A 23,888-nucleotide genomic window follows, 5' to 3' on the forward strand; every position below is an offset into this window, starting at 1 on the left:
GTCGCAGAGAGAAAGACAGGCAAATATTTATTCATGGCGTTTGAGGTAAAGAATATTCAAAAGCATGGAAAATAGATTACTAGTAAAGCTAAATCGGCTGTTTATATTCTTTAATGATGTTCACATACTTCTTGTTATCACCATTATTCAGCCTAAAAATGATTCGAGCTTCAAAAAGAAATTTAATTTAAAAAAAATTTACCCTTGAATTTTAGTCCCTGAACCTTCATCTTCTTAGGCAAGCTGAAAAACTGATATTTTGTCGTTCAGTCATCTTTTTTATGCAGCTGAATAGATGAAAGAATCAGATTTGGTGGAATTGTAGGCTTTATATTAGTTAATTCGGTTTTTCCGATTTCAATAATGTAAAAATACTGTTTCAGCAATAACAAAAAATTCGCTATCCTTTTGGAAATCAATTACAAACCTCAATCATGGAGACAATGATGAGCTTAATTAATACAGAAGTTAAACCATTTAAAGCAACTGCATTCCAAAATGGTCAATTTATCGAAGTAACTGAAGCTGATCTTAAAGGCAAATGGTCTGTAGTATTCTTCTATCCAGCTGACTTCACTTTTGTTTGCCCAACTGAATTGGGTGACCTTGCAGATAACTACGCTGAATTCAAAAAATTAGGCGTTGAAATCTATTCAGTTTCTACTGACACTCACTTCACTCACAAAGCGTGGCACGATTCTTCTGAAGAAATCAAAAAAATCGAATACGTAATGGTGGGTGATGCGAACTGGACACTTGCTAAAAACTTCGACGTATTAATCGAAGCTGCTGGTCTTGCTGACCGTGGTACTTTCGTTATCGATCCAGAAGGCAAAATCCAAATCGTTGAAATCAATGCTGGTGGTGTTGGCCGTGATGCTCAAGAACTTCTTCGTAAAGTTAAAGCAGCTCAATACGTTCATGCTCACCCAGGTGAAGTTTGCCCAGCTAAATGGAAAGAAGGCGATGCTACTTTAGCTCCTTCAATCGACCTAGTGGGTAAAATCTAATTTGTATTAGATTGAACTGATTCAAAAAACCACGCTTTTTAGCGTGGTTTTTTATGAGCTATATAAAACTTTTAATATTCAATTTTTCAACCAAATTAAAATTGCGTAGCGATAAATTCAAAGCGTAAATTGTGTTGATCTAATAGCATTCTTTTTATGAGAAATATTACAATTCTGCTATACATACCCTGATCTTTTTATCATAGTTTCAAAGTATGCAGTCAATGCAATGCTGTGGTATGGAACTGAAGAATAAGGAGAGCTTATGGGAACAATGCTTGTCGTTACTTCTTATAAATACAATGCATCTTCACGCTATTTGAAAATTTTTTATAACAACGGTTCTGGCGAGCTATACCACCCGGTTCCTGAATTTATCTATAATAATTTATTGCGCTGTAATGATAAAACCGCTTTTGTACAAAAATACTTGGAATACGATGTACACTTCACCCGTATTTCAATTCAATAACATAAATCAGATACGATAAATCAGGGTCAGTTCCCTGATTTATTATGCCAAGCCTAACAATAAAATGATGATTTTTTTTATTTATAGCAAATCATAAATAAACCCGCGCCTTTCGACAGGGTCAGGGTCAGGAAACGACCATCACTTTTGACTAATTCGATAAATTCTTTCACTTCTGCGGCATGAGAGATGACATTGTCGACAATTAAAACGCCGCCTTGCGGATGAATCATATTTTGCAGATAAGCCCAATACCCAACATAGGCATCGCGCTCGGCATCTAACAAGATAAAATCATATTGATCGGTACTCTTTTCAAGAAATTTTTGCGCATCCCCCACCCAGAAATCAATCACCTCATCCAATGCCAACTCTTGAGCATATTGCTGTGCTTGAGCGGTTCGTGAAGGATCAATTTCTAGGGTGGTCACATGACCTTGTGTATTTTGCGCTGCATTCGCCAACCATAAAGTCGAATAGCCTGTAGACGTTCCAATTTCCAAAATTTTTTTCGATTGCTGGATACGAATTTGCATCGCCAAGAATAATGCAGAATCGGGCTCAATATTTCGATAACGCTGAATACGCTCATGTTGTAAGGCATCAAATTTGATAAAACTTTGATACAACTCTTGCATCCGTTGTTGGAATGTCAAACTCAGGCTCATATCAGCTATCCCTATCTTTAGCAGTTATTTTGAGTCTAGCTTATCTATTGTAGAAATCTATATCTATGCAGTTTCTTGAATCAATTTAAATCGAGGAACAACTTGACCATCAGATAAAGTGACCGTTTCTTGAAACATGTCTAAAGGACGCACCCACATGGAATAATCACCATATAGGCATTGATACACCACGAGCTTTTCAGCTGTTTCACTATGTGTTGCCACATGAAACACCTGATATAAATTGCCTTTATAATGTTGATAAATTCCAGATTTAAGGTTCATTCATTCTTACCTGTTGAAAAGCTTGCCCTCATCATAATCAAAATTTCTATTCATCATGGCATAAATCTGATTCTTTCCCTAAAATATTCAATAAATACTTGAATATTCACATTAACCCCTCATATTTAAAGTCGAAAGCAAAATCACGTAGACGAATATTTGATTCATTTATCCGATCATATATATTAAAATGAATTGTTTTACCTATTTATTCATTTGCACTAGTATAGCCTTATTAAATAAACATTTACTCCCTTGGAGACGTTAGCCATGTTAGATCAAAATACTTCAGCACAACTTAAAACCTTATTGGAACGTCTGGAAAGCCCGATTGAACTGGTGGCGTCCTTGGATGCTTCTGACAAATCAGACAAGATCAAGGAACTGGTGACTGAGGTTGCCGCACTGTCAGATCAGGTGACGGCTCGCTTTGACGGGACCAATAAACGTACTCCAAGCTTCGGGATTGCCAAAGTTGGTGAACAGCCACGCGTGAACTTTGCCGGCTTGCCGATGGGGCATGAATTTACCTCCTTGATCCTGGCATTATTACAGGTGTCGGGTTATGCACCGAAAGTCTCGGATGAAGTGCTGGCACAAATCAAGGGCTTGAATTTAACCTCTGACTTCGACGTATTCGTCTCTTTAAGCTGCCATAACTGTCCGGACGTGGTGCAGGCCTTGAACCTGATTGCGATCAACAATCCGGGTGCGACGGCGACCATGATTGATGGAGCCTTCTTCCAGGAGGAAGTGGAACAGCGCAAAATCATGGCCGTTCCAATGTTATTCCAGAATGGTGAACATATTGGTCAGGGTCGCATGACGCTGGAAGAAATCGTGGCCAAACTGGATTCAGGTTCATCAGCCAAAGATGCGGAAAAACTCAATGCCAAAGGCGCCTTTGATGTGCTGGTGATTGGCGGTGGCCCTGCAGGTAATACCGCTGCGATCTACGCGGCTCGTAAAGGCATTCAAACCGGGATTGTGGCGGAACGCTTTGGTGGTCAGGTGATGGACACCATGGACATTGAAAACTACACTTCAGTGCAAAAGACCCAGGGTCCAAAATTTGCCGCTGAAATGGAAGCGCATGTGCGTGCTTATGATGTCGACATCATGAACCTGCAAAAAGTGGCGGCGATTAAAGGTGCCGATGAAACTGTCAATGGTCTGGTTGAAGTGACTTTGGAAAACGGTGCCAAGCTGGAATCAAAAACCATCATTCTGTCGACCGGTGCACGCTGGAGAGAAATGAATGTTCCGGGTGAGCAGGAATATAAAACCCGTGGTGTGGCCTATTGCCCGCACTGTGACGGCCCATTGTTCAAAGGCAAACGTGTTGCGGTGATTGGTGGCGGGAACTCGGGTGTCGAAGCGGCAATTGATTTGGCGGGTATTGTTGAGCATGTAACACTGGTTGAGTTCGATACCAAACTGCGTGCCGATCAAGTCTTACAGGACAAACTCAACAGCTTGCCAAACACCACGGTGATCATGAATGCACTTTCTACCGAAGTGGTCGGTGATGGTTCACAGGTGACAGCATTGAAATACAAAGACCGTGCCACCGATGTTGAACACACGGTTGAACTGGCGGGGATCTTTGTACAAATTGGCTTGTTGCCAAACACGGATTTCCTGAAAGCCTCTAAAGTTGAACTTTCCAACCGTGGCGAGATCGTAATTAACGAACGCAACGAAACCAACGTCAAGGGTGTGTTTGCTGCCGGTGACTGTACCACCGTTCCGTACAAGCAGATCATCATCGCAACGGGTGAAGGCGCGAAAGCATCGCTCTCAGCATTCGATTATATCATCCGTAACGGGCAATAACTAAAAAAGCCAAAGTGGCTATGTAGACTTCGACATAGACACTTTGGCTTTAGTTCCCCAAGTTTTTGTTTTACCCTTTTATAGGAACTCAGGGCGCTAACGCTGAGTTCCTTTTTTTATCACGACCCTTTCTATTATTATTTTGATTTTCTACATTTTTTGTTTTGCCTTTTTTCTTATTCTTTCCCCATACTTATTAAGTTTAATTAAGCAATTTTTATTCCAGTTTCATAAAAATCTCTAAGATTTAAATAAATTCAATCCCTTAAACTTCTGCATTAATTGCTCTTGTGTTTCCATATGCTCAGGATGTGGAATAATGCACTCAATTGGACATACCGCAATACAAGTTTGGTGCTCATAAAAGCCGACACATTCTGTACAGCGGCTTACCTCAATTTCATACACCTTATCGCCCTCATAAATGGCTTCATTCGGACATTCAGGCAAACACATATCACAATTGATGCATTTATCGGTGATGAGTAATGCCATATCTATCTCGCTTTAAATCGCTTGATAAGCCAAAGATGCAGCAGAAATATCTGCAGTTGAATTCGGCAGGTTGCGAATCAGCAGGGCATAACCCATGTCGACATCGGCAGGGACGGGAATATCAACGATATGACCTGAACCTTTGGCATCTTCAATCAAATTGCCTTTTTTATCTTTCATTTCAGTCAATGTGAAAGTGATATTACCTTTCGTCGTCATTAACTCTAAAGAGTCACCGACGACAAAACGGTTTTTCACCTCAATCTTGATATAGTCACCGTTACGCTCTAACACTTCGCCTACAAATTGTTGATGATCAAAACGTGATGAACCGCTTTCATAGTTCTGATATTCGCTATGCACATGACGGCGCAGGAAACCTTCGGTATAACCGCGATTTGCCAGACCTTCAAGTTGAGTCATTAGTGATGGATCAAAAGGTTTGCCTGCTAAAGCATCATCAATGGCTTTGCGGTAGATTTGCGCAGTACGGGCACAGTAGAAATAAGATTTGGTACGACCTTCAATCTTCAGTGAATGAATACCCATCTTGGTTAAACGGTCGACATGCTGCACGGCACGTAAGTCTTTAGAGTTCATGAAGTAGGTGCCATGTTCATCTTCTTCAGCGGCAAACATATCTTCTTCATTGCGTTGTAGTAAAACCGGCTCGCCAAATTGGTGTTGTTCTAAGGCATGTTGCTCATCGGCATCTTTGTTTTTGCAGCATGATGATGATTCTTCAATTTGTTGAACTGGAATGACATCTCCAGTTTCATCTTCAGCTGCTTCGTGAATTTTATAGTCCCAGCGACATGCATTGGTGCAAGCGCCCTGATTGGCATCACGTTTGTTCATATAGCCTGAAAGTAAGCAACGACCGGAATAAGCCATACACAATGCACCATGCACGAAAACTTCAATTTCCATACCAGGCACAGTATTTTTAATTTCTTCAATTTCTTCAATAGAAAGTTCACGCGACAGAATGACACGCGTTAGCCCCATGTTTTGCCAGAATTTTACCGTTGCCCAGTTCACTGCATTGGCCTGAACCGAAAGGTGTACCGGAACATCTGGAAAATGCTCACGTACCATCATGATTAAGCCCGGATCAGACATAATTAGTGCATCAGGTTGCATGGCAACAACGGGTTCCAAGTCACGGATAAAATTCTTGAGTTTGCTGTTATGCGGTTGGATGTTCACCACCACATAGAATTTTTTACCTAAAGTATGAGCTTCCTCAATACCTATTTTTAGATTGTCATGATCAAAGGCATTATTACGTACACGTAAGCTATAACGTGGCTGACCTGCATAGACAGCATCGGCACCATAAGCAAATGCATAGCGCATGTTTTTCAGAGAGCCAGCAGGAGATAGGAGTTCTGTAACGTGAGTAATGCTCATGACAAAATTAAAGGCATATAAAAAATATGGCTTTATTGTATGGATCTAAAAAAATGATTCAACCTAGTATTTTAGTTGGGTTTTTACTTATTCTCAGCTTCGAGCTGCTTCAAAATCTGGTAGCTATCAATCGTTTCTGGTGTGCTGCAAGAGGCGCGTAGCGGGATTATATGTTGTTGGGATTTTTGTAATTCTATAATTTTATCAGTGACTTGCTTAATATATTGTTCAATCAGTTGATTCATAGCGTGACAATTTTGCGATGATTGTTGTTCTAATTCAAGCAACGCTTCAATCTCGCTGAGTGAAATATCCAGAGCACGACAACGTTTAATAAACCCCAATCGTTTGAATGTATTTTCATCGCTTAAGTAAAAATACATATCCAAATTCACATAATATTTACTCCTTTACAAATAAAAACATTTTGCTAGAATTCAAATTAAATATAAGTAATGTAAATATTTTCTCAAAATAAATTGGATATTTTAGAAATTTTTAGTAGAGGGTTTAGTGAAATTAATTAAATTTTTAGTCGTGGGTACGGTGTTGTTGATCACGGGGTGTAGCGCGAAAGTGGTGACCTATGATGCAACGGGCAAAGTCATCGGTTCTTGCAAAGCCACTTCTGGTTTTATATTGGGTGCTCGCGCAATTTGTTACGGTGGCGCTAATTCTGAAGGTGTGGATTATTCAAAGATTGATCAACAGTCAGGATTATTACCGCTGCCCCCTAAATCATCGAAAATTATGCTTTCAGATAATTAATCACTTTTAAAAAAATTTTATAGTAGGGAAAATAGGATGAAAATTTCTAGCTTAGTCGCATTGGCTTGCGCAGTATTAATGACTGGTTGTGCTTCAACAGTAACCACCTTTGATTCGAATGGACGAATGATTGGTTCATGTAAAGCAGAACTTGGTTTTGTGATTGGTGGTGGTGCAGGTTGTACTGGGCAAGCTAACCAGGAAGGTAAAGGCAAATAATTAAATCGAGAGATTTAAAAAACCGAGCTATTTAGCTCGGTTTTTTTAAGACTTGTAAATTTAAATCTTATTTTTCAACGAATGCGCGTTCAATCACGTAGTCGCCAAGAACACCCATTTTAGGAGATTCTTTTAGACCATGTTGATCAAGCAAAGCAACTACGTCATCTAGGAATGCCGGGCTACCACACAACATTGCACGGTCTGTTTCTGGGTTGAAACGTGGTAAACCAATTTTTTCAAACAGTTGACCCGTTTCAATTGCAGTGGTTACACGACCTTGAGTGTGGAATTCTTCACGAGTCACAGTTGGGTAGTAAACAAGCTTATCTTTGATTCCTAACTCTTGGAAGAATTCATGGTTCGGAAGTTCGTTTAGAATCAAGTCTTGGTAAGCCAATTCAGAGATAAAGCGGGTACCGTGAACCACGATCACTTTTTCAAAGCGTTCATAGGTTTCTGGGTCACGAATCGTTGACAAGAACGGCGCAAGACCTGTACCTGAAGAAAGAAGGTACAAGTTTTTACCTGGGTTTAAGTCGTCAAGAACCAAAGTTCCTGTCGGTTTGCGTGATACTAAAATATCATCGCCAACTTTTACTTTTTGTAAAATAGAAGTTAAAGGACCATCTGGCACTTTAATAGAGAAAAACTCTAACTCTTCTTCATAGTTAGCGCTAGCAATAGAATAAGCACGCATTAAAGGCTTACCATTTACTTCCAGTCCAATCATCACAAATTGACCATTTTTAAAACGTAGCGCAGTATCACGCGTGGTTTTAAAACTGAATAATGTGTCATTCCAGTGGTGTACGTGAGTAATCTTTTCGACGTTGAAAGCAGCCATTAAAGGTCTCAATAAATTATCAAATTAGAACAGCTTACTATTCTAATCTAAAAACATTCTCGATAAACTGAATATATTTAATTGACCTTATCAGAAAAAGTGATTATGACTGAGCTTAAAGTGCCAATAATCGGGTATATGAATTCTCCCTATCGTGAAAAATTTGGCATCCCAAGACAACCGAATTTGGTTCAGGTCGAATCGTATGTTGAAATGCTGGAACCTTATAATGATTTACTTGCATTTGAAGGGATCAATGAATTCAGTCATTTGTGGCTGATTTGGCAGTTCCATGAAAATAAGAATCAACAAGATAATCCAAAATTTCGCCCACAAGTGCGTCCACCGCGTTTAGGTGGAAATAAAAAAATAGGCGTATTTGCGACACGTAGCATGTACCGTCCTGCACCTATGGGTTTGTCTGTGGTTCAACTCAAAGAAGTGAAAAAAGTCGGTAAGTCGGTTCGTGTTTATGTCACAGGCAGTGATCTTCTAGATGGCACACCGATTATAGATATCAAGCCTTATATTCAATATTCAGATGCAGTGCTGGATGCAGAAAGTGGTTATGCACAGGATGAACCTGAACGAATGGCTGTTATTTGGACAGAAAGTGCAGAGCAGCAAAAGCAGGATTTAATGAAATGTCAAAAGTTAAACGAACAGCTTGTGAACGAATTGGAACAGGTTTTATCACTTGATCCAAGACCGGCTTATCAAAATGATCCTGAACGGATTTATAAAATGAATTTTGCCAATTTTGATGTGAGTTTTTTAGTAGGCTTGGATCATATTACGGTGGTAGCACTGGTTCCGCTCTCAGCTTAATTCTGTACCATCCACCAGAGCACAGCAATTAAAACGGCCATATGCAAAATTTGTACCGGTACAAAATAAAGTGCAAATTTTAATCCACCACTGATGGCTGCATTAATGGATTTAGAAACAGCATGAGCGCCCAGACCTAGCATCATTGCATACAGTAAGCTGGTATTTGTGGGTTCACCTTGGATAACTACAGTGGCCGCAGCGGCATGAATTTCAAACAGTGAAGCCAAGAGTGTACCTGCAATTAAACCCGAATCGCCGAGTAAAAGCTCTAAGCCATACACACCAGCCTGAATGACCGTTAACGTCCCGGCAATAATCGCTGCTTCTTTTAAGCTAAACATGGGACTATCTTCAGCTTCTATTTCTTCGACAGGTTCTGCTTTACGTAAAAGCCAGTAAGCGCAAATTACTAAAATAGCAATGGCGATGAGCGCGGGAAATATCAGCAGCTTTAGCCAGACTAAAGAAACACCTCCTACAACAATGAATAATAGAACTAAAGTTGAAATACAGGACATTAGTGCTGCACCTGCATTTGATTGAGCATCGATTTCTCCATTGCGTACTTGCATGCCTAAATGCGCAATCGTTGCGGTACTGGATACAAATCCGGAGGCAATGGAAGAAAGAATGAGGGCTCTTTTTGTTGAAAGTAAGCGTTTAGCGATATGTGCCAATGCCTGCACGACAAGAATCAAAGTGAGCAGTTTTAAAATAATATGCGGATTGAGAACTGCGCCCCATAAGGGGGTATTTGGAGTAAGCGGCAGGCCAATTAAAATCAGTGCCAGTAAAAATAAACCATCTTTAAATTCTGCTTCGGTGATCCATTTTCCTGCAAAACCATGGATGGAATGTTTCATCATTAAAATAAAGGTCAGCACGACGGATAAGCTTGCAGCCAGTGTGACATTCCAAATACACAGTGCCCCAATGAAATAGGTCATCACGAATGCCAGTTCAGTGGTCACACCTGGATCTTTTAGCTGATTCTTAAGCGAAACAATACTAATTGCACCGACACTAATTGCCCCCACAACCCCAAAAACAGGTCCAAAGATAAAGCAGAGCGCACCGAGTAATGCACAGATCACAAATGAGCGAACACCTGCAAAACTATGCTGATTTTCACGTTGCTTACTCCGTTCACGTTCTAAACCAATCAGCAAACCACAGCCTAGTGCCGCTGCCATAATCATCAGCAGTTCTTGAAATGATGTGCTTTGCAGTGACAGATTAAGCGTATTATTCACAGGGTTCATCCAATCGCCGGAGTATGGAAAAGTATGCTGCGTAATTAATCAGCATCTTTGGCATTATTCGCTATAAATGAGTGAAAGTAAAAGCGTAATCGCTGCCAAAAAAAGTTATAGTTTTCATTTGAATGACCGATGAGAACGGAATCAGTTTTCGGAAATGGCAGGGCTACTGTTTTTCTAAACGTGATTTAAGTCAGAAGAAATTTAGTTTGCTATAGTGTGTTTATGGTTTGGGGCTTAGAACAATGAATTTTAATTTTGAAATGGACACATCTTGGTGTCTGGAACAACTACAAAAAGATGGGCGTATTACCGAGCGCAACAAACTGCTGATACAAACCACACACCGCCAACGAGAGCAGCTGAAATGGCATCCATTGCAGTGGATTGCACATTTTAATTTGGTCGATCTATCTCATCCGCAATCCACATTGACCTTAAACCGTTTGTGTCAGTGGATTGCAGAAAAAGCCAAGATCCCTTTTTATATTATTGATCCTTTAAAAGCTGATGTCGGTGCTTTGACCAATATCATGTCGCAAGAATTTGCTGTGCGTAATAAAATTTTGGCGGTTGAAATACAGGCGGATAAAGTCCTGATTGCTACCGATCAACCTTTTAAAACTGAATGGGTGGCCAATCTTGAACATACGATTGCACCTAGAAAAATTCAGCGTGTACTGTTAAGTCCCGATCAATTACAGCGCTATCTGGTCGAGTATTACCAAGTCAGTCGTGCGGTCAATTCATCGCAAAAATCTAGTGCCTATGATCGTGATAACAAAGGGGTCGAAGCGCTTTTACAACTGGGCGATACGCAAAACCCGGATGCCAATGATCAGCATATTGTGAAACTGGTGGACTGGGTTTTACAGTTTGCTTTTGAGCAAGGGGCAAGTGATATCCACCTTGAGCCGCGTAAAGACACAGGCAAGGTGCGTTTTCGAATTGATGGGGTGTTGCATACCATTTATAAAATGCCAGCCAATACCTTAACCGCCGTGATTTCGCGGATTAAAATCTTGGGTCGCATGAATGTTGCAGAAAAGCGTAAACCGCAAGATGGACGATTAAAAACCCGAACCCCCAAAGGACAAGAAACCGAGTTGCGTTTATCGACTTTGCCGACGGCTTTTGGCGAAAAATTGGTGATGCGTATTTTTGATCCGGAAGTGTTGGTACGCAGTTTTCAACAACTGGGTTTTGAAGGAGGCTTACTCAATGACTGGCAGGCTTTAACGGCACATAGTCACGGGATTATTTTGGTGACTGGCCCAACCGGTTCGGGGAAAACCACGACGCTTTATTCTTCACTGAAACAACTGGCTACAGAAGAAGTGAATGTCTGTACCATTGAAGATCCCATCGAAATGCTGGAACCAAGCTTTAACCAGATGCAGGTCAATCAAGGCATCGATTTGGGTTTTGCCGATGGCGTGCGCGCTTTAATGCGTCAGGATCCGGACATTATTATGGTCGGGGAGATTCGCGATCACGATACCGCGAATATGGCGATTCAAGCAGCATTGACCGGTCACTTGGTATTATCGACCTTGCATACCAATGATGCACCTTCAAGTTTGACCCGTTTACATGATTTAGGTGTGCAGCCATTTTTAACCGCAGCGACCATTTTGGGCGTGCTTGCACAGCGTTTGGTCCGTAAATTGTGTCCGCATTGTAAAGCAGAAACCTTTATCAATGAGCAAGAGTGGAAGCATTTGACCTACGACTTTACGATCGAGATGCCAAACTTTGTGTTTCAAGCGGTTGGTTGTGAAGCGTGTCGACATACAGGCTATAAAGGGCGTGTCGGAATCTATGAATTTATGCCTTTAAGTTTAGAGACCAAGCAACTGATTAGTGCCAATGCCAATTTAAATGAATTGCGTCAACAAGCCAAGAAAGAGGGTGTTGAACCGCTGCGCATTGCGGGGGCACGTAAAGTTCTGGATGGACTGACCACTTTGGAAGAAGTGTTGCGCGTTGTTCCTTTGAATTAAGCGATTTTAAAAAAGCAGTAATCTTAAGATTCACCTCATCTGGATTTGTTTTAATCACTTCATCGAAATGATGAACAAAAAGATGAGGATTTCAACATGAACATGATCTCTAAAGCAGCTTTAATTACTGGTTTGATTAGTGCAACGACATTTGCCATTGCAAATACTGCCGTGAATCAAGCTGCCATTGCACCACAAAAGACAACCACGGTTAAACAGGCCTTAACTTTAAAAGATGATAGCAAAGTGCAGCTTAAAGGTTATGTGGTGAAAGCGGTCGGTGATGAAAAATATCAATTCCGTGATAACACGGGCACGATTACGGTCGAGATTGACGATGAGTTATGGCAGGGTAAACCCGTGAATGCCAAAACACCTGTGACCATCACCGGTGAAGTCGACATTGATTACAAACCTGCGAAACGTGTTGAAATTGATGTCGATGCGGTTAAATTCTAACGCAGTCGATCAATTGAAATAAAGCTATAGGCAGCTAAAGTTTATATCTCTTTTGATATTTCACTTAAAACCACATGAGTCATTCATGTGGTTTTTTTGAATCCAGCGACTTTTAAAGCGTGCTATCTTAAAACTACAAAATGCCTTATACATGAGAACAACACATGCGAATCTTACTGGCAGAAGATGATGTTTCCCAAGCAGAAAGCATTAAAACTTGGTTAGAAATGGATGGTTATAATATTGACTGGGTCGAGCGTGGCGATCATGCCATTTTAGCCATTGAGCAGCATCAGTATGATTGTGTCTTGCTCGATCGTGGGCTACCTAAAGCCACTGGGGATGAAATTCTTAAAACGTTACGAGCACGGCAGCAAGCAACACCGGTGATTTTTATCACGGCGCGGGACAGTATTCATGACCGGGTCGAAGGCCTGGATTTTGGCGCCAATGATTATCTTGTCAAGCCGTTTAGTCTGGAAGAACTTTCTGCGCGCGTGCGTTCGCAATTACGACAACATCAAAGCAGTGCAGATCAATATTTGCGTTATGCGAATCTGGTTTTGGACCCACAAGCCAAGACCCTGATTCAAGATGGCCAGACTGTAAATTTGACTGCCAAAGAGTTTCAGATTTTGCATAAACTGATGCAGAAACCTGAACATGTGATGACCCGTGAGCAACTGGAAGAATCACTTTATGCGTGGGGCGATGAAATAGAAAGTAATGCCATAGAAGTATTTATTTATCAATTGCGTAAGAAAATAGGCAGCCAGTATATTAAAACCATTCGGGGTTTGGGCTATCGCATGAGTCATGATTAATATGTCACACGCCGTGTCTCTACAAAGCAAACTGATCAAGACATCATTACTCAGTTCAATGCTGGCTGGTGTACTGGCATTGCTGCTGTTTATGGGGATTTCCCTGTATCAGACCATGCGAGTGCAAGATCAGCTCATGGATGAAATTGCCGACATGCTGTTGATTTCAGATGTAAGCACGAGTTCAGGGCAACAGGTCGATGAACTCAGTGATGAATTTGATATTCAATACCAGTTAAAAGATCAGCAACAGGTACTGAGCGAATCAGAAAATTTTCATTTGGACCATCTGTCTTCAACGTTCAAAAATAATTTAGATGAAGGTTATGATCTGATTTGGCATGATCAGCAATTGTGGCGTATTTACACCACGGAAAATCCTGAACTGAATACGTCGGTACTGCTATTGCAGCCCATGGGAGAGCGCTTTAAAGCTTTGGCTCAAAATGTCATGGGCTATGGCCTGATTTTAATTGTGCTCTGGTTCATCCAGTGGCTGATTTTACACTTTGCCGTGAAACGCCAATTTAAAGTCATTCATCAATTGTCTAAAGAAATTTCGGGAAAAAATGCCGATGATCTCGCCCCGATTCAGCAGCAAACACCCGAGTTAAAAGAATTACAACCGATGGTTTGGCAATTGAATCAATTGTTACAGCGCCTGAATCAATCTTTACTCGCTGAGCAGCGTTTTACCGCCGATGCCTCGCATGAATTACGTTCGCCGTTATCCGCCATTCAAATGCGTTTACAGGTGCTGAAACGGAAATATCCAGATTTAGCGCAGGACTTGGTCAGCATCCAAAATGATGTCAGTCGTGGCACACAAGTTTTAGAAAACCTACTGTTACTTGCTCGTTTAGATCCCACCAATACCACTCAATTGCCTAAAACTGAGATTGATTTGCAGCTTGTGGTATTGGATGTCATTCAGGCCTTACAACCGTTTGCTGCTGAGAAAAATATTCAGATCCAGCCTCATCTTTCGCCTCATCTTTCTATTTTGGCTAATGACAAACTCATTTTCAGTTGTATGCGAAACCTAGTGGACAATGCCATTCGCTATGTCGGGCAGAATGGGCATGTATTTATTGATCTGCAACAGAAACATCAAAAGCTAATGATTACGATTGAAGATGATGGGCAAGGTGTGACAGAGGAAGTGTTGCAACGACTGGGCGAACGCTTTTATCGCGCATTAGGAACCAAAACTCAGGGTTCAGGTTTGGGACTTTCGATCTGTCAAAAAATTATGGAGTTGCATGCAGGTGAAATTCATTTTTCTCAATCTGCGCATGGTGGATTAAAGGTCGAGTTGCAATTTCCACTCAATCTTAAGCGCTAAAAAGCAGTATGTTTACGCATATACTGCTGGTTTCCACGAATATTATTATTGGCTTGTTACTATTTTATTTGGTTAGAATCAGTTTTATTTGGTCAGAATGAGTCGATTGTTACGGGTTAAACGTAAACGATATTCTTCTCCGGCATGCATGATTCGAATTTCTCGGCCGAGGGAAAACAGGTTGTTCGAGTGCAACATCGGTAGTGAGTGGGCTAGATCATTATTACGTGTAAACAGGCTAAATGGTGCGTTCATTCCTTCGACTCCGTGGTATATAGTGAATGTTTTAAATGATAATCATTATCGAATAGAGCTGTCAATGCGTTATTTAAGATTTTATAAAAAACTTAAATTTGCTTACACTCTGTAATATTTTCACGCAAAGGAGTACGGCATGTCGAAACCCACGATTCACGTTGCAATTGCAATCTTGTTGCATCAGGACAAGGTACTTGTAGGATGGCGTGAAGCAAAACAGCATCAGGGAAATAAACATGAATTTCCAGGCGGCAAAGTTGAACAGGGGGAAAGTCCTTTAGCAGCCTGTCGCCGTGAAATTTATGAAGAAGTTGGAATAGGTTTACAGGACTGGCATGCTTTTGATGTGATTCGGCATGAATATGACGATGTGATTGTGAATTTGCATTTATTTCAGGCCATCGTACCGAGCGCTTTATTGAATGAAATTCAACAGCCTTGGACATGGTATAGCCGTGATGAATTGCTCAGTTTAAATTTTCCCAAAGCCAATCATGCCATGATTAAGCGCTTACATTGGGCACATCAGATTAAAATTTCAGATCGGTTAGATACCTTAAACCAATTAAAACTGGATCAGCTGATGTATTGGCGTGTTGAGGGGACTCAAGCCCAGATCATTGAAATTTCCGGCTTAAGTGTTGAGCAATTGTCCAAGCTGATTGTGAATATTGATCTTTACCAACAGCTCAATTCAATTCAACAACAGGCCATTTCAGCCATCCATTTAAAGCAGTCGCAAGTCATGTCTTTAATGCAGGGCGATTTAATCATTGGCAAACGCTATATTGCGGCTTGTCATGATTTAGTCTCGATGAAACAGGCACAGAAAATTGGTTGTGATGCCATTTTATTGAGTCCAGTGTTGGCTACAGAAACGCATCCAGAGGCTCGGGCACTGGGATGGGAACAGTTTAAGAACTTGGCTGCTCAAGTCGAAATTCCTGTTTTTGCTTTAGGTGGCATGCAAGCCGGTGATTTGATGACGGCTCAGCAGCAGGGGGCTTATGGAATTGCAGGGATTCGATTTTTATAAAACATAGAGTTTATAAAAATCGAATAACAGGATGTATTAAGCTCTGAATTATTCATCTCGATACATCCAGAATTTTATAAGGCTTTCAGTGCTTTTTGCGCTTGTTGAATGGTTTTTTGATCTTTTTGCTGTTGTGCAGCTTTTAAAATGACCAACCACAGTTGCTTTTTCATAGCATTGCTTTGTGCATAACTCAGTCCACGTTGTGCTAAAGCTTCCGCATTTGCAGGTTTATTTTTCTTATTGGCCACCAAAGCCAAATACAAAAAAGTCTCGGCAGATTGTGGTGCCAAGCGCTGTGCCTGAAGCGCAGCAGCCTCCGCCTGATTCCATTGCCCTTGTTTATATGCAAGCTGGGTTTTTTGCATGAGTTTTTTAAATGCAGGAAGTTCACGACCATCATCAAATTGCTGCGTGCTTCTTTGCTCAGGAACGACTACCTGCATTTTTTTACGTTGAATTTCTTCGCGCTCATAAGGGCTAATGACCACACCAGAAGGGGTTTTAATTTCCTTCTTTTCAGAAGGTGCAGCTTTCGCCGGTTCCTTGGTCTCAGGGGCTGGCAGGCTTTGACAGCCCACCAAAGCTATTAAGCCTAAACCGATCAGCACTTGCTTATACATGTTGAATCGAACATTCATTATGAATTGTCACCACTAATTATCATAGCTACCGCTTGAAATGACCTGACTATCATTGGAAGAGTCACGCGGCATTTCAGTTTCACTTTCACGAATATAGTTTTCGATACTATCGTTTTCTGCAGGTGCAGCCTGATTGCTTTCGGTGTCAGAATTGTAACCTGGCTCTACTTGATAATGCGGTAAACCACATGCTGTGGCTTGGCTTGGCACATTATTGCGTAGTAATGGAATATACATTGCACCTTCACACCCTTGGGCAGATAAATGGCCAGTCGTGCGATCAATCCAGTGCCATTGTACATTTTCAGTTTGGCGTAAGTTCACCGGTTTTTGGCGCAGTTGCTTCATGACATTGGTCCAAACAGGAAGGGCACCTGAAGAACCGGTTAAACCGGTGATTTTATTGTCATCCAGACCTAACCACACCACACTTAAATAATTACCCGAATAACCCGCAAACCATGAGTCACGTGTATCATTGGTGGTTCCCGATTTCCCCGCCAATTTTAAACTGGTGGGTAACGCGCTATAAGCAGAACGACCTGTACCTGAACTCATCACTTGTTGTAAGCCATAATTCAAAATATATGCGGCAGAAGGGTCAATGGTTTTTTGAACGGTCAGACCATAACGATCCAGTAAACGTCCGTTTGCATCCACCACAGAACGAATTGACTTGATTGGGTATTTAAATCCTCCCGTAGCAAAGTTGCTATAAATGCTCATCACTTCCATAGGCGACATATCAACTGCACCGAGGAAGATAGAAGGGTAAGTTGGAATATCCGAAGTCACGCCAAATTTTTTCAGGTGATTACTGAAAGTTGAAAGCCCAAATTCCTGACCTAAACGCACTGCTGCAAGGTTATAGGAATTTGCCAATGCTTCTGCCATTGGCACAACCCCATGATCACCGCCGCTATAATTTTTAGGTGTCCAGGTTTTTCCTTCACTGACAATATTCATCGCGCTATCTTCAATTGGACTGGCCCAGTTGTAACGTCCAGATTCAATCGCACTTAAATAAATCACTGGTTTGAGTAAAGAACCCACTTGACGTTTGGCGTCTAAAGCACGGTTAAAACCGGTAAAATCTTGTGTAGAACCGACTGCTGCAACCAGTTCACCATTTTCAGGATGCGAAATTAAAACCGCACCTTGCAAATCTTTTAAACGTTTAGGATTGGCATTGGCTAAACCGGAAACTGAAGCTTTAAATGCCTCCTGGACTTTGGTTTGTGCAATCGGATCAAGTGTAGTGAAAATTCTTAAACCTTGGTTGGTCAAATCACCTTCTTGATATTCGGTACGCAATTGTCGACGCACAATATCCAGAAAATCCGGGAAGCGGGCAGGACCCAAAGTCGGTTTTGCAATCACATTGAGTGGTCGTGCCACTTCCTGCTCAAACTGTTCCTGAGTCAGATAGCCCATCACCAGCATATTGTTTAAGACAATATCACGACGTCTTTTTGCACCTTCAGGATTTCTCCACGGGTTGAAAAGAGTTGGTCCTTGAACCAAACCGACCAAATAGGCTTGTTGAGCGGTATTCAATTCACTCAGCGGTAAGCCGAAGTAAAATTGTGAAGCCAGACCATAACCATTAATAGAATAGTTACCATTTTGACCCAAGTTCACTTCATTTAAATAAGCTTCTAGAATTTCATCTTTATCATAATGAAGCTCAATTAACAGCGCCATCAAGGCTTCATTTACTTTACGTTTTAAGGTTTTTTCTGGACTTAAATAAAAGTTTTTAACCAATTGCTGGGTCAGGGTTGAACCACCTTGACGCTTGCCACCGGTGACGTTACTGACTAAAGCACGTGCTGTGCCCCGAACTGAAACCCCATGATGATGATAGAAGTTACGGTCTTCTGTCGCAATGAGTGCTTCAATTAAAGGTTTAGGAACTTTGTCGAGTTTAATCAGCACACGGTCTTCATTGTGCTGCGGGTAAATGCCGCCAATCAATAAAGGTTCTAAACGAGCAATACCGGTAGATGAAGGTTTGGTCGCACTGACTTCACCAATTTGATCATTGTTAAAGGTGACTTTTAACACCTGTTCAGGTTCTGCGCTATCGCCAAAGTCGAAACCACGTGTATGCACATACAGTGCATCACCTGAGCTAACGTAACTTCCCGATTTGGTATAGCTATCAGAATTTTTATAGCCGAGTAATTTCAGCTCTTGAGTAAAGTCTGTTTGATTAACCGGGGCATTGGTATAGATTTCCAAAGGACGAGCAAATACTTTCGCCGGAATATCCCAGCGCTGTCCTTCAAACTTATTCCGCACAATATTATCCATTCGGATTAAATAGATGCTAAAAGCCAAGAAAGCACCAATGACTAATATTGAAAAAATAAGCGCTAGTAAACCGATACCACGTTCAGACTTCATCAATTAATATAAGATCCTGATTAATTGTGTTAATCATGCGAAGCTTTTCACTTATTTGCAATAATTAATCTGTGAATGAAGATAAAATATTGCGATAAAAAGCACAGAATATTTGTAATTAGTTATTGATTTTATAAAAGATGTTTTTTTTACAGCTTAGTCTTTTTTTGGAGAGGTTGAGTTAATTTTAGAACATATTTATAGACCTGAGGTATTGAGCGGCATTATAGATCTCAAGATGCTGCTTATAAAATGTGATCTTTATCATAAAAAATCAATATTATTTAAATTTGCACAGATGTTTGTTGTAGTGGGTATATGGATGGGATGCAAATCGTTCTTTAGTAACCTATTCATCTGTATAGAGTGCTACATGAAACTTTAAAGTTTTTTAAAATGAATAGGGTTAATGCTATGATAGGCAGGAATCGTAGCGGAGCGATGACTCAGGTGCAAATTTCACATAAGACTTTTCGAAACATCGGATTAATAGGGCGTCCAGATAAATCCTCCGTTGTTGAAACTTTAAGTCTCATTCATGATCATCTTTTAAGTTTAGGGCTTCATCCTGTTTTTGATTCTCAAACAGCAGAGCTGGTTCCTTATCCCAATACCCAAACCGTCAGTCGTGCCTTATTGGGTGAGGTGGTTGATTTGGTGATTGTGGTCGGTGGCGATGGTTCTCTATTGCATGCTGCACGCGCACTGGTAAAACATAATACGCCTGTCATTGGTGTAAACCGTGGTCGTTTGGGCTTTTTAACCGATATTAAGCCGACCGAAGTTATATTCAAGCTTGATCAGGTGCTCAAAGGTCAGTTTCAGTTGGATCGCCGTTTCTTGCTGGAAATGGAAATTCGTTCCAAAGGTGAAAGTATTTATGATGCCATTGCGCTGAATGATGTGGTTTTACATTCGGGCAGGTCTGTTCATATGATTGACTTCGAACTGAATATTGATGGTCAATATGTCTATCGTCAGCATAGTGATGGTCTGATTGTCTCTACACCGACCGGTTCTACAGCATATGCTTTGTCGGGCGGTGGACCGATTGTCCATCCAAGTATGGATGCGATCTCTTTAGTGCCGATGCATCCACATACCTTGTCTTCACGTCCTATTGTGGTCGGTGGGCAAAGTGAAATTAAGATTATGATTCGTGAAAATCGCGTGTTACCCATGGTCAGTGCCGATGGTCAACATAGCGTTTCACTTAGTGTTGGTGATAGTTTACATATCCGTAAGCATCCATTTAAATTGAATTTACTTCATCCGCCAGGGTATGACTTCTATATGGCATGCCGCACCAAACTTGGTTGGAATCAAGATTTTGACTCTTTACAACAGCAGGATTAAATGATGAATATTGAACAAATGCTGGCCGTACTCGATCCTGAAATTGTTTCGCGTTTAAAGACAGCAGTGGAAATTGGTAAATGGCCAAATGGCGTAGCGCTCACCAAAGAGCAGCGTCAAACCTGTATGCAGGCAGTTTATGCTTGGGAAATGAAAAATTTGCCTGAAACTGAACGTAGTGGCTATATTGACCGCGGTACCAAAGAAGAAGATGAACATTGTGATTCACATGACCCACAGCAAGATGAAGAATTCAAGCCGATTCGTTTTGTTTAATGATGGGTTGTTTTGAGTAGCTAAACTTTAAATTAAAGTTGATTATGGCTACACGGAAAAGCCATTCGCAACTGTTCGAGGCAGGACTATATTAATATAGTCCTGTTTTTGCGAGAGACATGACACTCGGTGGTATTTGCCGAGTTTTGCGAATGGTAAAAGTTTTCTTACGTAACAGTGTTACTCATTTTTAAAAAGTAACACAACGAGCTCCCAATATTTTATTATGAGCGATAAGACTCCGTAGAGCCTGACCCTTTAGCCTATTAAATAATTTTTCGGTTTGCCCACAGCTCTTTGGCTTTTAGCATCGCCTCATTATAAGAAGCACAAGCGCCCATGGTATATAAAGCAATCCCCATGGTTTCAGTCACTGCAATTTTACCATATTCATGATTTTGCTTGCCTTCCCAAACCGCTTTAAAAACCGCTAAATCCAGTTCTTCTTCAATCGGGCTACGGTTTTCAGTCAGTTTTGGTAATTCATGCTCGTACAGTTCGCCATTTTTAATGCCACAAATTAAAGTTTTGGCATCGGGATTACGTTCAAATTCCCCACCTTCACCTTTAATCACAGCACTATTTTTATAACCCAATTTAAAAGCCGCTTGTTGGTGTGAAGTTCGATAAGCAGGATGGAAAATCGCTTGCACCGTTGCTTTGGCATTGAATGGATTAATTAAACGGGCAAGGGTATGAATCGGTGAACGTAAGCCCATCACGTTACGTAAGGCAATCAAGTCACTTAAGATGGGTGAAATCGCTTCTAAAGGAATATAGGCAAAATTGCGTTGTTGTAATTGTTGATCCACATCTGTGTCATTTTGGCAAATAGCGTAACCGAGGTATTCCAATACCTGTTCAGTATAAAGGCGGTTGATGGTATGACCCGATGCGCCATGCATGACAATTTTATAACCGTGTTGTGCCAAAGTCAGTGCAGCCAATAAAAACCATGGATAATGCTTACGTTTACCTGCATACGATGACCAATCTAAATCGACATCTAAGGTTTTAAAATTGAGTTGATCACGGGTGGCTTGTACAAAACCGGCCAGTTCATCTACAGATTCTTCTTTAACACGTAACAGCATTAAGAAAGCACCCAACTGAACATCCAGTACTTCATCTTTCAAGATCATGCTAAAGGCTTGATAGGCTTCATCATAACTGAGCGAACGTGCACCATTTTTTCCTTTACCTACAATACGGACATATTGTGCAAAAGGATGTTCAAAATCTTTGTAGATATTTCTTTGGGTTTGCATAAGGCTAACTTTAATGGGCAAGTAAAATAAGTATGCGGATATTTTATAAAGTTGATAGAAATATTTCAGCTTAATTCCAATAAAACTTGATGGGTCGAATTTAGACTAATGTCTAATAAGAAATAGGCGATTATTTAGTCTTATTAACAAATAAACGAGAATAAACGCTAAAAAATTAGGTAAAATTTAATCTATGGTAAATTTTCGTTGCATTTCAATCTCCTGATCTAACGATTTTGAATTTGGAAAAGTTCAGAATATCGTGATTTTTAATCACATTCATAATACGTATTATTGTTCAGTATTGAAGGAATTCAATGCCTTGGCGCTCTTTTGCTTGGCAAAAGAGTTTTGGGCTGTTTATTTGTTGAAAATAGACAAAAACTGAATATTTCTTATTTATAAATATATCGTGAAGTAATGTCATGGCTAAAAAACCAATTTATAAGTCGCTCTATTTTCAAGTGATTGTTGCCATTATTGCGGGTATCCTCGTTGGTCATTTTTCGCCAAGTGGAACGCAAATAATCAATGGTGCAGAACAACACGTTCCAGGCTTAGGTGAACAACTTAAACCTTTAGGTGATGCTTTTATTCGTTTGATTAAAATGATCATCGCGCCAGTAATCTTCTGTACAGTCGTCAGTGGTATTGCTGGTATGGAAAGCATGAAATCAGTGGGTAAAACTGGTGGTGTTGCTTTACTTTACTTTGAAATAGTTTCAACGATTGCCTTACTGATCGGTTTACTGGTAATTAACGTTGCCAAACCAGGTGTAGGCATGAACATTGATCCTGCATCTTTAGATACCTCAGGTATTTCTAAATATGTAGAATCAGGTCAATCGCAATCGACCGTCGATTTCCTGATGAATATCATCCCGAATACGGTAGTGGGTGCATTTGCTGAAGGTGAAATTCTACAAGTATTGCTTTTCGCTATTCTGTTCGGTTTTGCGCTGCATAAACTCGGTGATGCCGGTAAACCAGTATTGAAACTGGTCGACCAAATTGCCCATGTATTCTTCAATATCGTAAACATGATTATGAAGTTAGCGCCGATTGGTGCGTTTGGTGCGATGGCATTTACCATTGGTAAATACGGTATTGGTTCACTGGCGCAGTTGGCACAGTTAATCATCTGTTTCTACCTTACCTGTCTGCTGTTTATTTTCCTTGTTTTAGGGACGATTGCACGTATCACAGGCTTTAGCATCATGAAAATGATTCGCCTGATTCGTGAAGAACTGTTGATTGTACTGGGTACATCATCTTCAGAATCAGTATTGCCACGTATGTTGAAGAAACTTGAACTTGCGGGTGCGGAAAAGTCAGTAGTGGGTCTAGTCATTCCAACAGGTTATTCATTTAACCTGGATGGTACGTCTATTTACCTGACCATGGCAGCAATCTTTATTGCCCAAGCAACCAATACACCGTTGGATATTGAACATCAAATTACATTACTTGTGGTGTTATTGATTTCTTCTAAAGGTGCTGCAGGTGTAACAGGTTCTGGCTTTATTGTCATGGCTGCGACCTTGTCTGCGGTAGGACATATTCCGGTTGCAGGTTTGGCATTGATTCTCGGTATTGACCGTTTCATGTCAGAAGCGCGTGCATTGACTAACTTGGTTGGTAACTCATTGGCAACTTTGGTGGTTGCAAAATGGGTCGGTCAATTAGACAAAGACAAGCTTGATTATGCATTAGCAAATCCAGCTGAAATTGATAGCCTGATGGAAGAAGAAGTTAAGCCGCACGCTTAATTCTCTTTGACCTTAAAAAGGAAGCTTCGGCTCACTGCTGTCCCACAATTTTTCATAAAAGGAGGCTCAATTGAGCTTCCTTTTGTTTTATCGGTATTTTATCGGGCATGAATAAAGCTTTTAAGGTTTTTCTCTCAA

General features: G+C 40.7%; 25 protein-coding genes. 14 read left to right on the forward strand and 11 right to left on the reverse strand.

From position 1 onward, the window contains the following. The first annotated feature begins 446 nt into the window (after positions 1-446). Positions 447-1,010, forward strand: a complete 564-nt coding sequence (gene ahpC, locus HLH16_RS10645; RefSeq protein WP_086195510.1) for an alkyl hydroperoxide reductase subunit C — start codon at positions 447-449, stop codon at positions 1,008-1,010. A 265-nt stretch (positions 1,011-1,275) separates the two neighbouring features. After that, positions 1,276-1,482, forward strand: coding sequence for a KTSC domain-containing protein (locus HLH16_RS10650; protein ID WP_067725967.1), 207 nt, complete (start codon positions 1,276-1,278; stop codon positions 1,480-1,482). Between the two features lie 77 nt (positions 1,483-1,559). Here HLH16_RS10650 and HLH16_RS10655 read toward each other — a convergent pair whose 3' ends face one another. Then, positions 1,560-2,150, reverse strand: coding sequence for an O-methyltransferase (locus tag HLH16_RS10655; RefSeq protein ID WP_171529308.1), 591 nt, complete (start codon positions 2,148-2,150; stop codon positions 1,560-1,562). 63 nt (positions 2,151-2,213) lie between these two features. Further along, complete coding sequence (locus tag HLH16_RS10660; protein ID WP_171529309.1) at positions 2,214-2,435, reverse strand: DUF1653 domain-containing protein; 222 nt, start codon at positions 2,433-2,435, stop codon at positions 2,214-2,216. A 270-nt stretch (positions 2,436-2,705) separates the two neighbouring features. Between HLH16_RS10660 and ahpF the strand changes: the two genes are divergently transcribed. Then, positions 2,706-4,271, forward strand: coding sequence for an alkyl hydroperoxide reductase subunit F (gene ahpF / locus HLH16_RS10665; protein WP_171529310.1), 1,566 nt, complete (start codon positions 2,706-2,708; stop codon positions 4,269-4,271). Between the two features lie 240 nt (positions 4,272-4,511). On the opposite strand, the gene HLH16_RS10670 is transcribed toward ahpF, so the two are convergent. The 3 genes from HLH16_RS10670 to HLH16_RS10680 all read right to left on the reverse strand — a co-directional run bounded on the left by HLH16_RS10670 (position 4,512) and on the right by HLH16_RS10680 (position 6,574). Then, complete coding sequence (locus HLH16_RS10670) at positions 4,512-4,766, reverse strand: YfhL family 4Fe-4S dicluster ferredoxin (protein WP_171529311.1); 255 nt, start codon at positions 4,764-4,766, stop codon at positions 4,512-4,514. A 12-nt stretch (positions 4,767-4,778) separates the two neighbouring features. Further along, positions 4,779-6,179 (reverse strand): prephenate-dependent tRNA uridine(34) hydroxylase TrhP, encoded by a 1,401-nt coding sequence (gene trhP, locus HLH16_RS10675; protein ID WP_171529312.1) that lies wholly within the window; start codon positions 6,177-6,179, stop codon positions 4,779-4,781. A gap of 83 nt (positions 6,180-6,262) precedes the next feature. Then, positions 6,263-6,574 (reverse strand): MerR family DNA-binding protein, encoded by a 312-nt coding sequence (locus HLH16_RS10680; RefSeq protein ID WP_350643915.1) that lies wholly within the window; start codon positions 6,572-6,574, stop codon positions 6,263-6,265. 118 nt (positions 6,575-6,692) lie between these two features. Between HLH16_RS10680 and HLH16_RS10685 the strand changes: the two genes are divergently transcribed. Beyond that, positions 6,693-6,947, forward strand: a complete 255-nt coding sequence (locus HLH16_RS10685) for a hypothetical protein (RefSeq protein ID WP_131286760.1) — start codon at positions 6,693-6,695, stop codon at positions 6,945-6,947. Between the two features lie 36 nt (positions 6,948-6,983). Then, complete coding sequence (locus tag HLH16_RS10690) at positions 6,984-7,166, forward strand: hypothetical protein (RefSeq protein WP_131286758.1); 183 nt, start codon at positions 6,984-6,986, stop codon at positions 7,164-7,166. Between the two features lie 67 nt (positions 7,167-7,233). Here the strand turns inward: HLH16_RS10690 and HLH16_RS10695 are convergent, their stop codons facing one another. Beyond that, positions 7,234-8,013, reverse strand: a complete 780-nt coding sequence (locus HLH16_RS10695) for a ferredoxin--NADP reductase (RefSeq protein WP_171529313.1) — start codon at positions 8,011-8,013, stop codon at positions 7,234-7,236. A gap of 105 nt (positions 8,014-8,118) precedes the next feature. Between HLH16_RS10695 and tsaA the strand changes: the two genes are divergently transcribed. Beyond that, a complete protein-coding gene (tsaA, locus tag HLH16_RS10700) occupies positions 8,119-8,841 on the forward strand; it encodes a tRNA (N6-threonylcarbamoyladenosine(37)-N6)-methyltransferase TrmO (protein ID WP_171529314.1) in 723 nt (240 codons plus the stop codon). Here the strand turns inward: tsaA and HLH16_RS10705 are convergent. Next, positions 8,838-10,106 (reverse strand): DUF4010 domain-containing protein, encoded by a 1,269-nt coding sequence (locus HLH16_RS10705; RefSeq protein WP_214646685.1) that lies wholly within the window; start codon positions 10,104-10,106, stop codon positions 8,838-8,840. The two genes, tsaA and HLH16_RS10705, sit on opposite strands and share 4 nt — an antisense overlap. 242 nt (positions 10,107-10,348) lie before the next feature. Here HLH16_RS10705 and tfpB point away from each other — a divergent pair, with 242 nt between their 5' ends. From tfpB to HLH16_RS10725, 4 genes are all read left to right on the forward strand, one after another. Beyond that, entirely contained in the window at positions 10,349-12,106 is a 1,758-nt protein-coding gene (tfpB, locus tag HLH16_RS10710; protein ID WP_171529315.1) for a type IV pilus assembly ATPase TfpB, read from the forward strand. A gap of 96 nt (positions 12,107-12,202) precedes the next feature. After that, positions 12,203-12,565 (forward strand): NirD/YgiW/YdeI family stress tolerance protein, encoded by a 363-nt coding sequence (locus tag HLH16_RS10715; protein WP_171529316.1) that lies wholly within the window; start codon positions 12,203-12,205, stop codon positions 12,563-12,565. A gap of 164 nt (positions 12,566-12,729) precedes the next feature. Then, on the forward strand, positions 12,730-13,389 hold the full coding sequence (locus HLH16_RS10720) for a response regulator transcription factor (RefSeq protein ID WP_171529317.1): 660 nt from the start codon (positions 12,730-12,732) through the stop codon (positions 13,387-13,389). Position 13,390: 1 nt separating this feature from the next. Further along, the gene (locus HLH16_RS10725) at positions 13,391-14,734 is read left to right on the forward strand and encodes a sensor histidine kinase (RefSeq protein WP_171529318.1); all 1,344 of its coding nucleotides are present in this window, start codon (positions 13,391-13,393) and stop codon (positions 14,732-14,734) included. A gap of 84 nt (positions 14,735-14,818) precedes the next feature. On the opposite strand, the gene hemP is transcribed toward HLH16_RS10725, so the two are convergent. Next, entirely contained in the window at positions 14,819-14,989 is a 171-nt protein-coding gene (hemP, locus tag HLH16_RS10730) for a hemin uptake protein HemP (protein WP_171529319.1), read from the reverse strand. 139 nt (positions 14,990-15,128) lie between these two features. Here hemP and HLH16_RS10735 point away from each other — a divergent pair, with 139 nt between their 5' ends. Beyond that, positions 15,129-16,028, forward strand: a complete 900-nt coding sequence (locus HLH16_RS10735) for a thiamine phosphate synthase (RefSeq protein ID WP_171529320.1) — start codon at positions 15,129-15,131, stop codon at positions 16,026-16,028. A 74-nt stretch (positions 16,029-16,102) separates the two neighbouring features. Here HLH16_RS10735 and HLH16_RS10740 read toward each other — a convergent pair whose 3' ends face one another. Both HLH16_RS10740 and mrcB read right to left on the reverse strand, forming a co-directional pair. Next, complete coding sequence (locus HLH16_RS10740) at positions 16,103-16,651, reverse strand: tetratricopeptide repeat protein (protein ID WP_131287010.1); 549 nt, start codon at positions 16,649-16,651, stop codon at positions 16,103-16,105. 33 nt (positions 16,652-16,684) lie between these two features. Continuing rightward, positions 16,685-19,081 carry a penicillin-binding protein 1B gene (mrcB, locus tag HLH16_RS10745; protein WP_171529321.1) on the reverse strand — a complete coding sequence of 799 codons (2,397 nt, stop codon included), beginning with the start codon at positions 19,079-19,081 and terminating at the stop codon, positions 16,685-16,687. A gap of 414 nt (positions 19,082-19,495) precedes the next feature. Between mrcB and HLH16_RS10750 the strand changes: the two genes are divergently transcribed. After that, positions 19,496-20,437, forward strand: coding sequence for an NAD(+) kinase (locus HLH16_RS10750; RefSeq protein ID WP_171529322.1), 942 nt, complete (start codon positions 19,496-19,498; stop codon positions 20,435-20,437). Positions 20,438-20,440: 3 nt separating this feature from the next. Then, positions 20,441-20,713, forward strand: coding sequence for a YeaC family protein (locus HLH16_RS10755; RefSeq protein ID WP_171529323.1), 273 nt, complete (start codon positions 20,441-20,443; stop codon positions 20,711-20,713). Between the two features lie 266 nt (positions 20,714-20,979). On the opposite strand, the gene HLH16_RS10760 is transcribed toward HLH16_RS10755, so the two are convergent. Beyond that, positions 20,980-21,981 (reverse strand): glycosyl transferase family protein, encoded by a 1,002-nt coding sequence (locus tag HLH16_RS10760; RefSeq protein ID WP_171529324.1) that lies wholly within the window; start codon positions 21,979-21,981, stop codon positions 20,980-20,982. A gap of 425 nt (positions 21,982-22,406) precedes the next feature. Here HLH16_RS10760 and HLH16_RS10765 point away from each other — a divergent pair, with 425 nt between their 5' ends. Then, complete coding sequence (locus HLH16_RS10765; RefSeq protein ID WP_171529325.1) at positions 22,407-23,750, forward strand: dicarboxylate/amino acid:cation symporter; 1,344 nt, start codon at positions 22,407-22,409, stop codon at positions 23,748-23,750. Positions 23,751-23,888: the final 138 nt, after the last annotated feature.

The sequence above is a fragment of the Acinetobacter sp. ANC 5378 genome (assembly GCF_013004315.1).
Lineage (GTDB): Bacteria > Pseudomonadota > Gammaproteobacteria > Pseudomonadales > Moraxellaceae > Acinetobacter.

Bases quoted from the DNA above. Each gene is read 5' to 3' on its own strand.
- ahpC (WP_086195510.1), top strand. From the start codon at position 447: ATGAGCTTAATTAATACAGAAGTTAAACCATTTAAAGCAACTGCATTC.
- HLH16_RS10650 (WP_067725967.1), top strand. From the start codon at position 1,276: ATGGGAACAATGCTTGTCGTTACTTCTTATAAATACAATGCATCTTCA.
- HLH16_RS10655 (WP_171529308.1), bottom strand. From the start codon at position 2,150: ATGAGCCTGAGTTTGACATTCCAACAACGGATGCAAGAGTTGTATCAA.
- HLH16_RS10660 (WP_171529309.1), bottom strand. From the start codon at position 2,435: ATGAACCTTAAATCTGGAATTTATCAACATTATAAAGGCAATTTATAT.
- ahpF (WP_171529310.1), top strand. From the start codon at position 2,706: ATGTTAGATCAAAATACTTCAGCACAACTTAAAACCTTATTGGAACGT.
- HLH16_RS10670 (WP_171529311.1), bottom strand. From the start codon at position 4,766: ATGGCATTACTCATCACCGATAAATGCATCAATTGTGATATGTGTTTG.
- trhP (WP_171529312.1), bottom strand. From the start codon at position 6,179: ATGAGCATTACTCACGTTACAGAACTCCTATCTCCTGCTGGCTCTCTG.
- HLH16_RS10690 (WP_131286758.1), top strand. From the start codon at position 6,984: ATGAAAATTTCTAGCTTAGTCGCATTGGCTTGCGCAGTATTAATGACT.
- HLH16_RS10695 (WP_171529313.1), bottom strand. From the start codon at position 8,013: ATGGCTGCTTTCAACGTCGAAAAGATTACTCACGTACACCACTGGAAT.
- tsaA (WP_171529314.1), top strand. From the start codon at position 8,119: ATGACTGAGCTTAAAGTGCCAATAATCGGGTATATGAATTCTCCCTAT.
- HLH16_RS10705 (WP_214646685.1), bottom strand. From the start codon at position 10,106: ATGAACCCTGTGAATAATACGCTTAATCTGTCACTGCAAAGCACATCA.
- tfpB (WP_171529315.1), top strand. From the start codon at position 10,349: ATGAATTTTAATTTTGAAATGGACACATCTTGGTGTCTGGAACAACTA.
- HLH16_RS10715 (WP_171529316.1), top strand. From the start codon at position 12,203: ATGAACATGATCTCTAAAGCAGCTTTAATTACTGGTTTGATTAGTGCA.
- HLH16_RS10720 (WP_171529317.1), top strand. From the start codon at position 12,730: ATGCGAATCTTACTGGCAGAAGATGATGTTTCCCAAGCAGAAAGCATT.
- HLH16_RS10725 (WP_171529318.1), top strand. From the start codon at position 13,391: ATGTCACACGCCGTGTCTCTACAAAGCAAACTGATCAAGACATCATTA.
- hemP (WP_171529319.1), bottom strand. From the start codon at position 14,989: ATGAACGCACCATTTAGCCTGTTTACACGTAATAATGATCTAGCCCAC.
- HLH16_RS10735 (WP_171529320.1), top strand. From the start codon at position 15,129: ATGTCGAAACCCACGATTCACGTTGCAATTGCAATCTTGTTGCATCAG.
- HLH16_RS10740 (WP_131287010.1), bottom strand. From the start codon at position 16,651: ATGTATAAGCAAGTGCTGATCGGTTTAGGCTTAATAGCTTTGGTGGGC.
- mrcB (WP_171529321.1), bottom strand. From the start codon at position 19,081: ATGAAGTCTGAACGTGGTATCGGTTTACTAGCGCTTATTTTTTCAATA.
- HLH16_RS10750 (WP_171529322.1), top strand. From the start codon at position 19,496: ATGATAGGCAGGAATCGTAGCGGAGCGATGACTCAGGTGCAAATTTCA.
- HLH16_RS10755 (WP_171529323.1), top strand. From the start codon at position 20,441: ATGAATATTGAACAAATGCTGGCCGTACTCGATCCTGAAATTGTTTCG.
- HLH16_RS10760 (WP_171529324.1), bottom strand. From the start codon at position 21,981: ATGCAAACCCAAAGAAATATCTACAAAGATTTTGAACATCCTTTTGCA.
- HLH16_RS10765 (WP_171529325.1), top strand. From the start codon at position 22,407: ATGGCTAAAAAACCAATTTATAAGTCGCTCTATTTTCAAGTGATTGTT.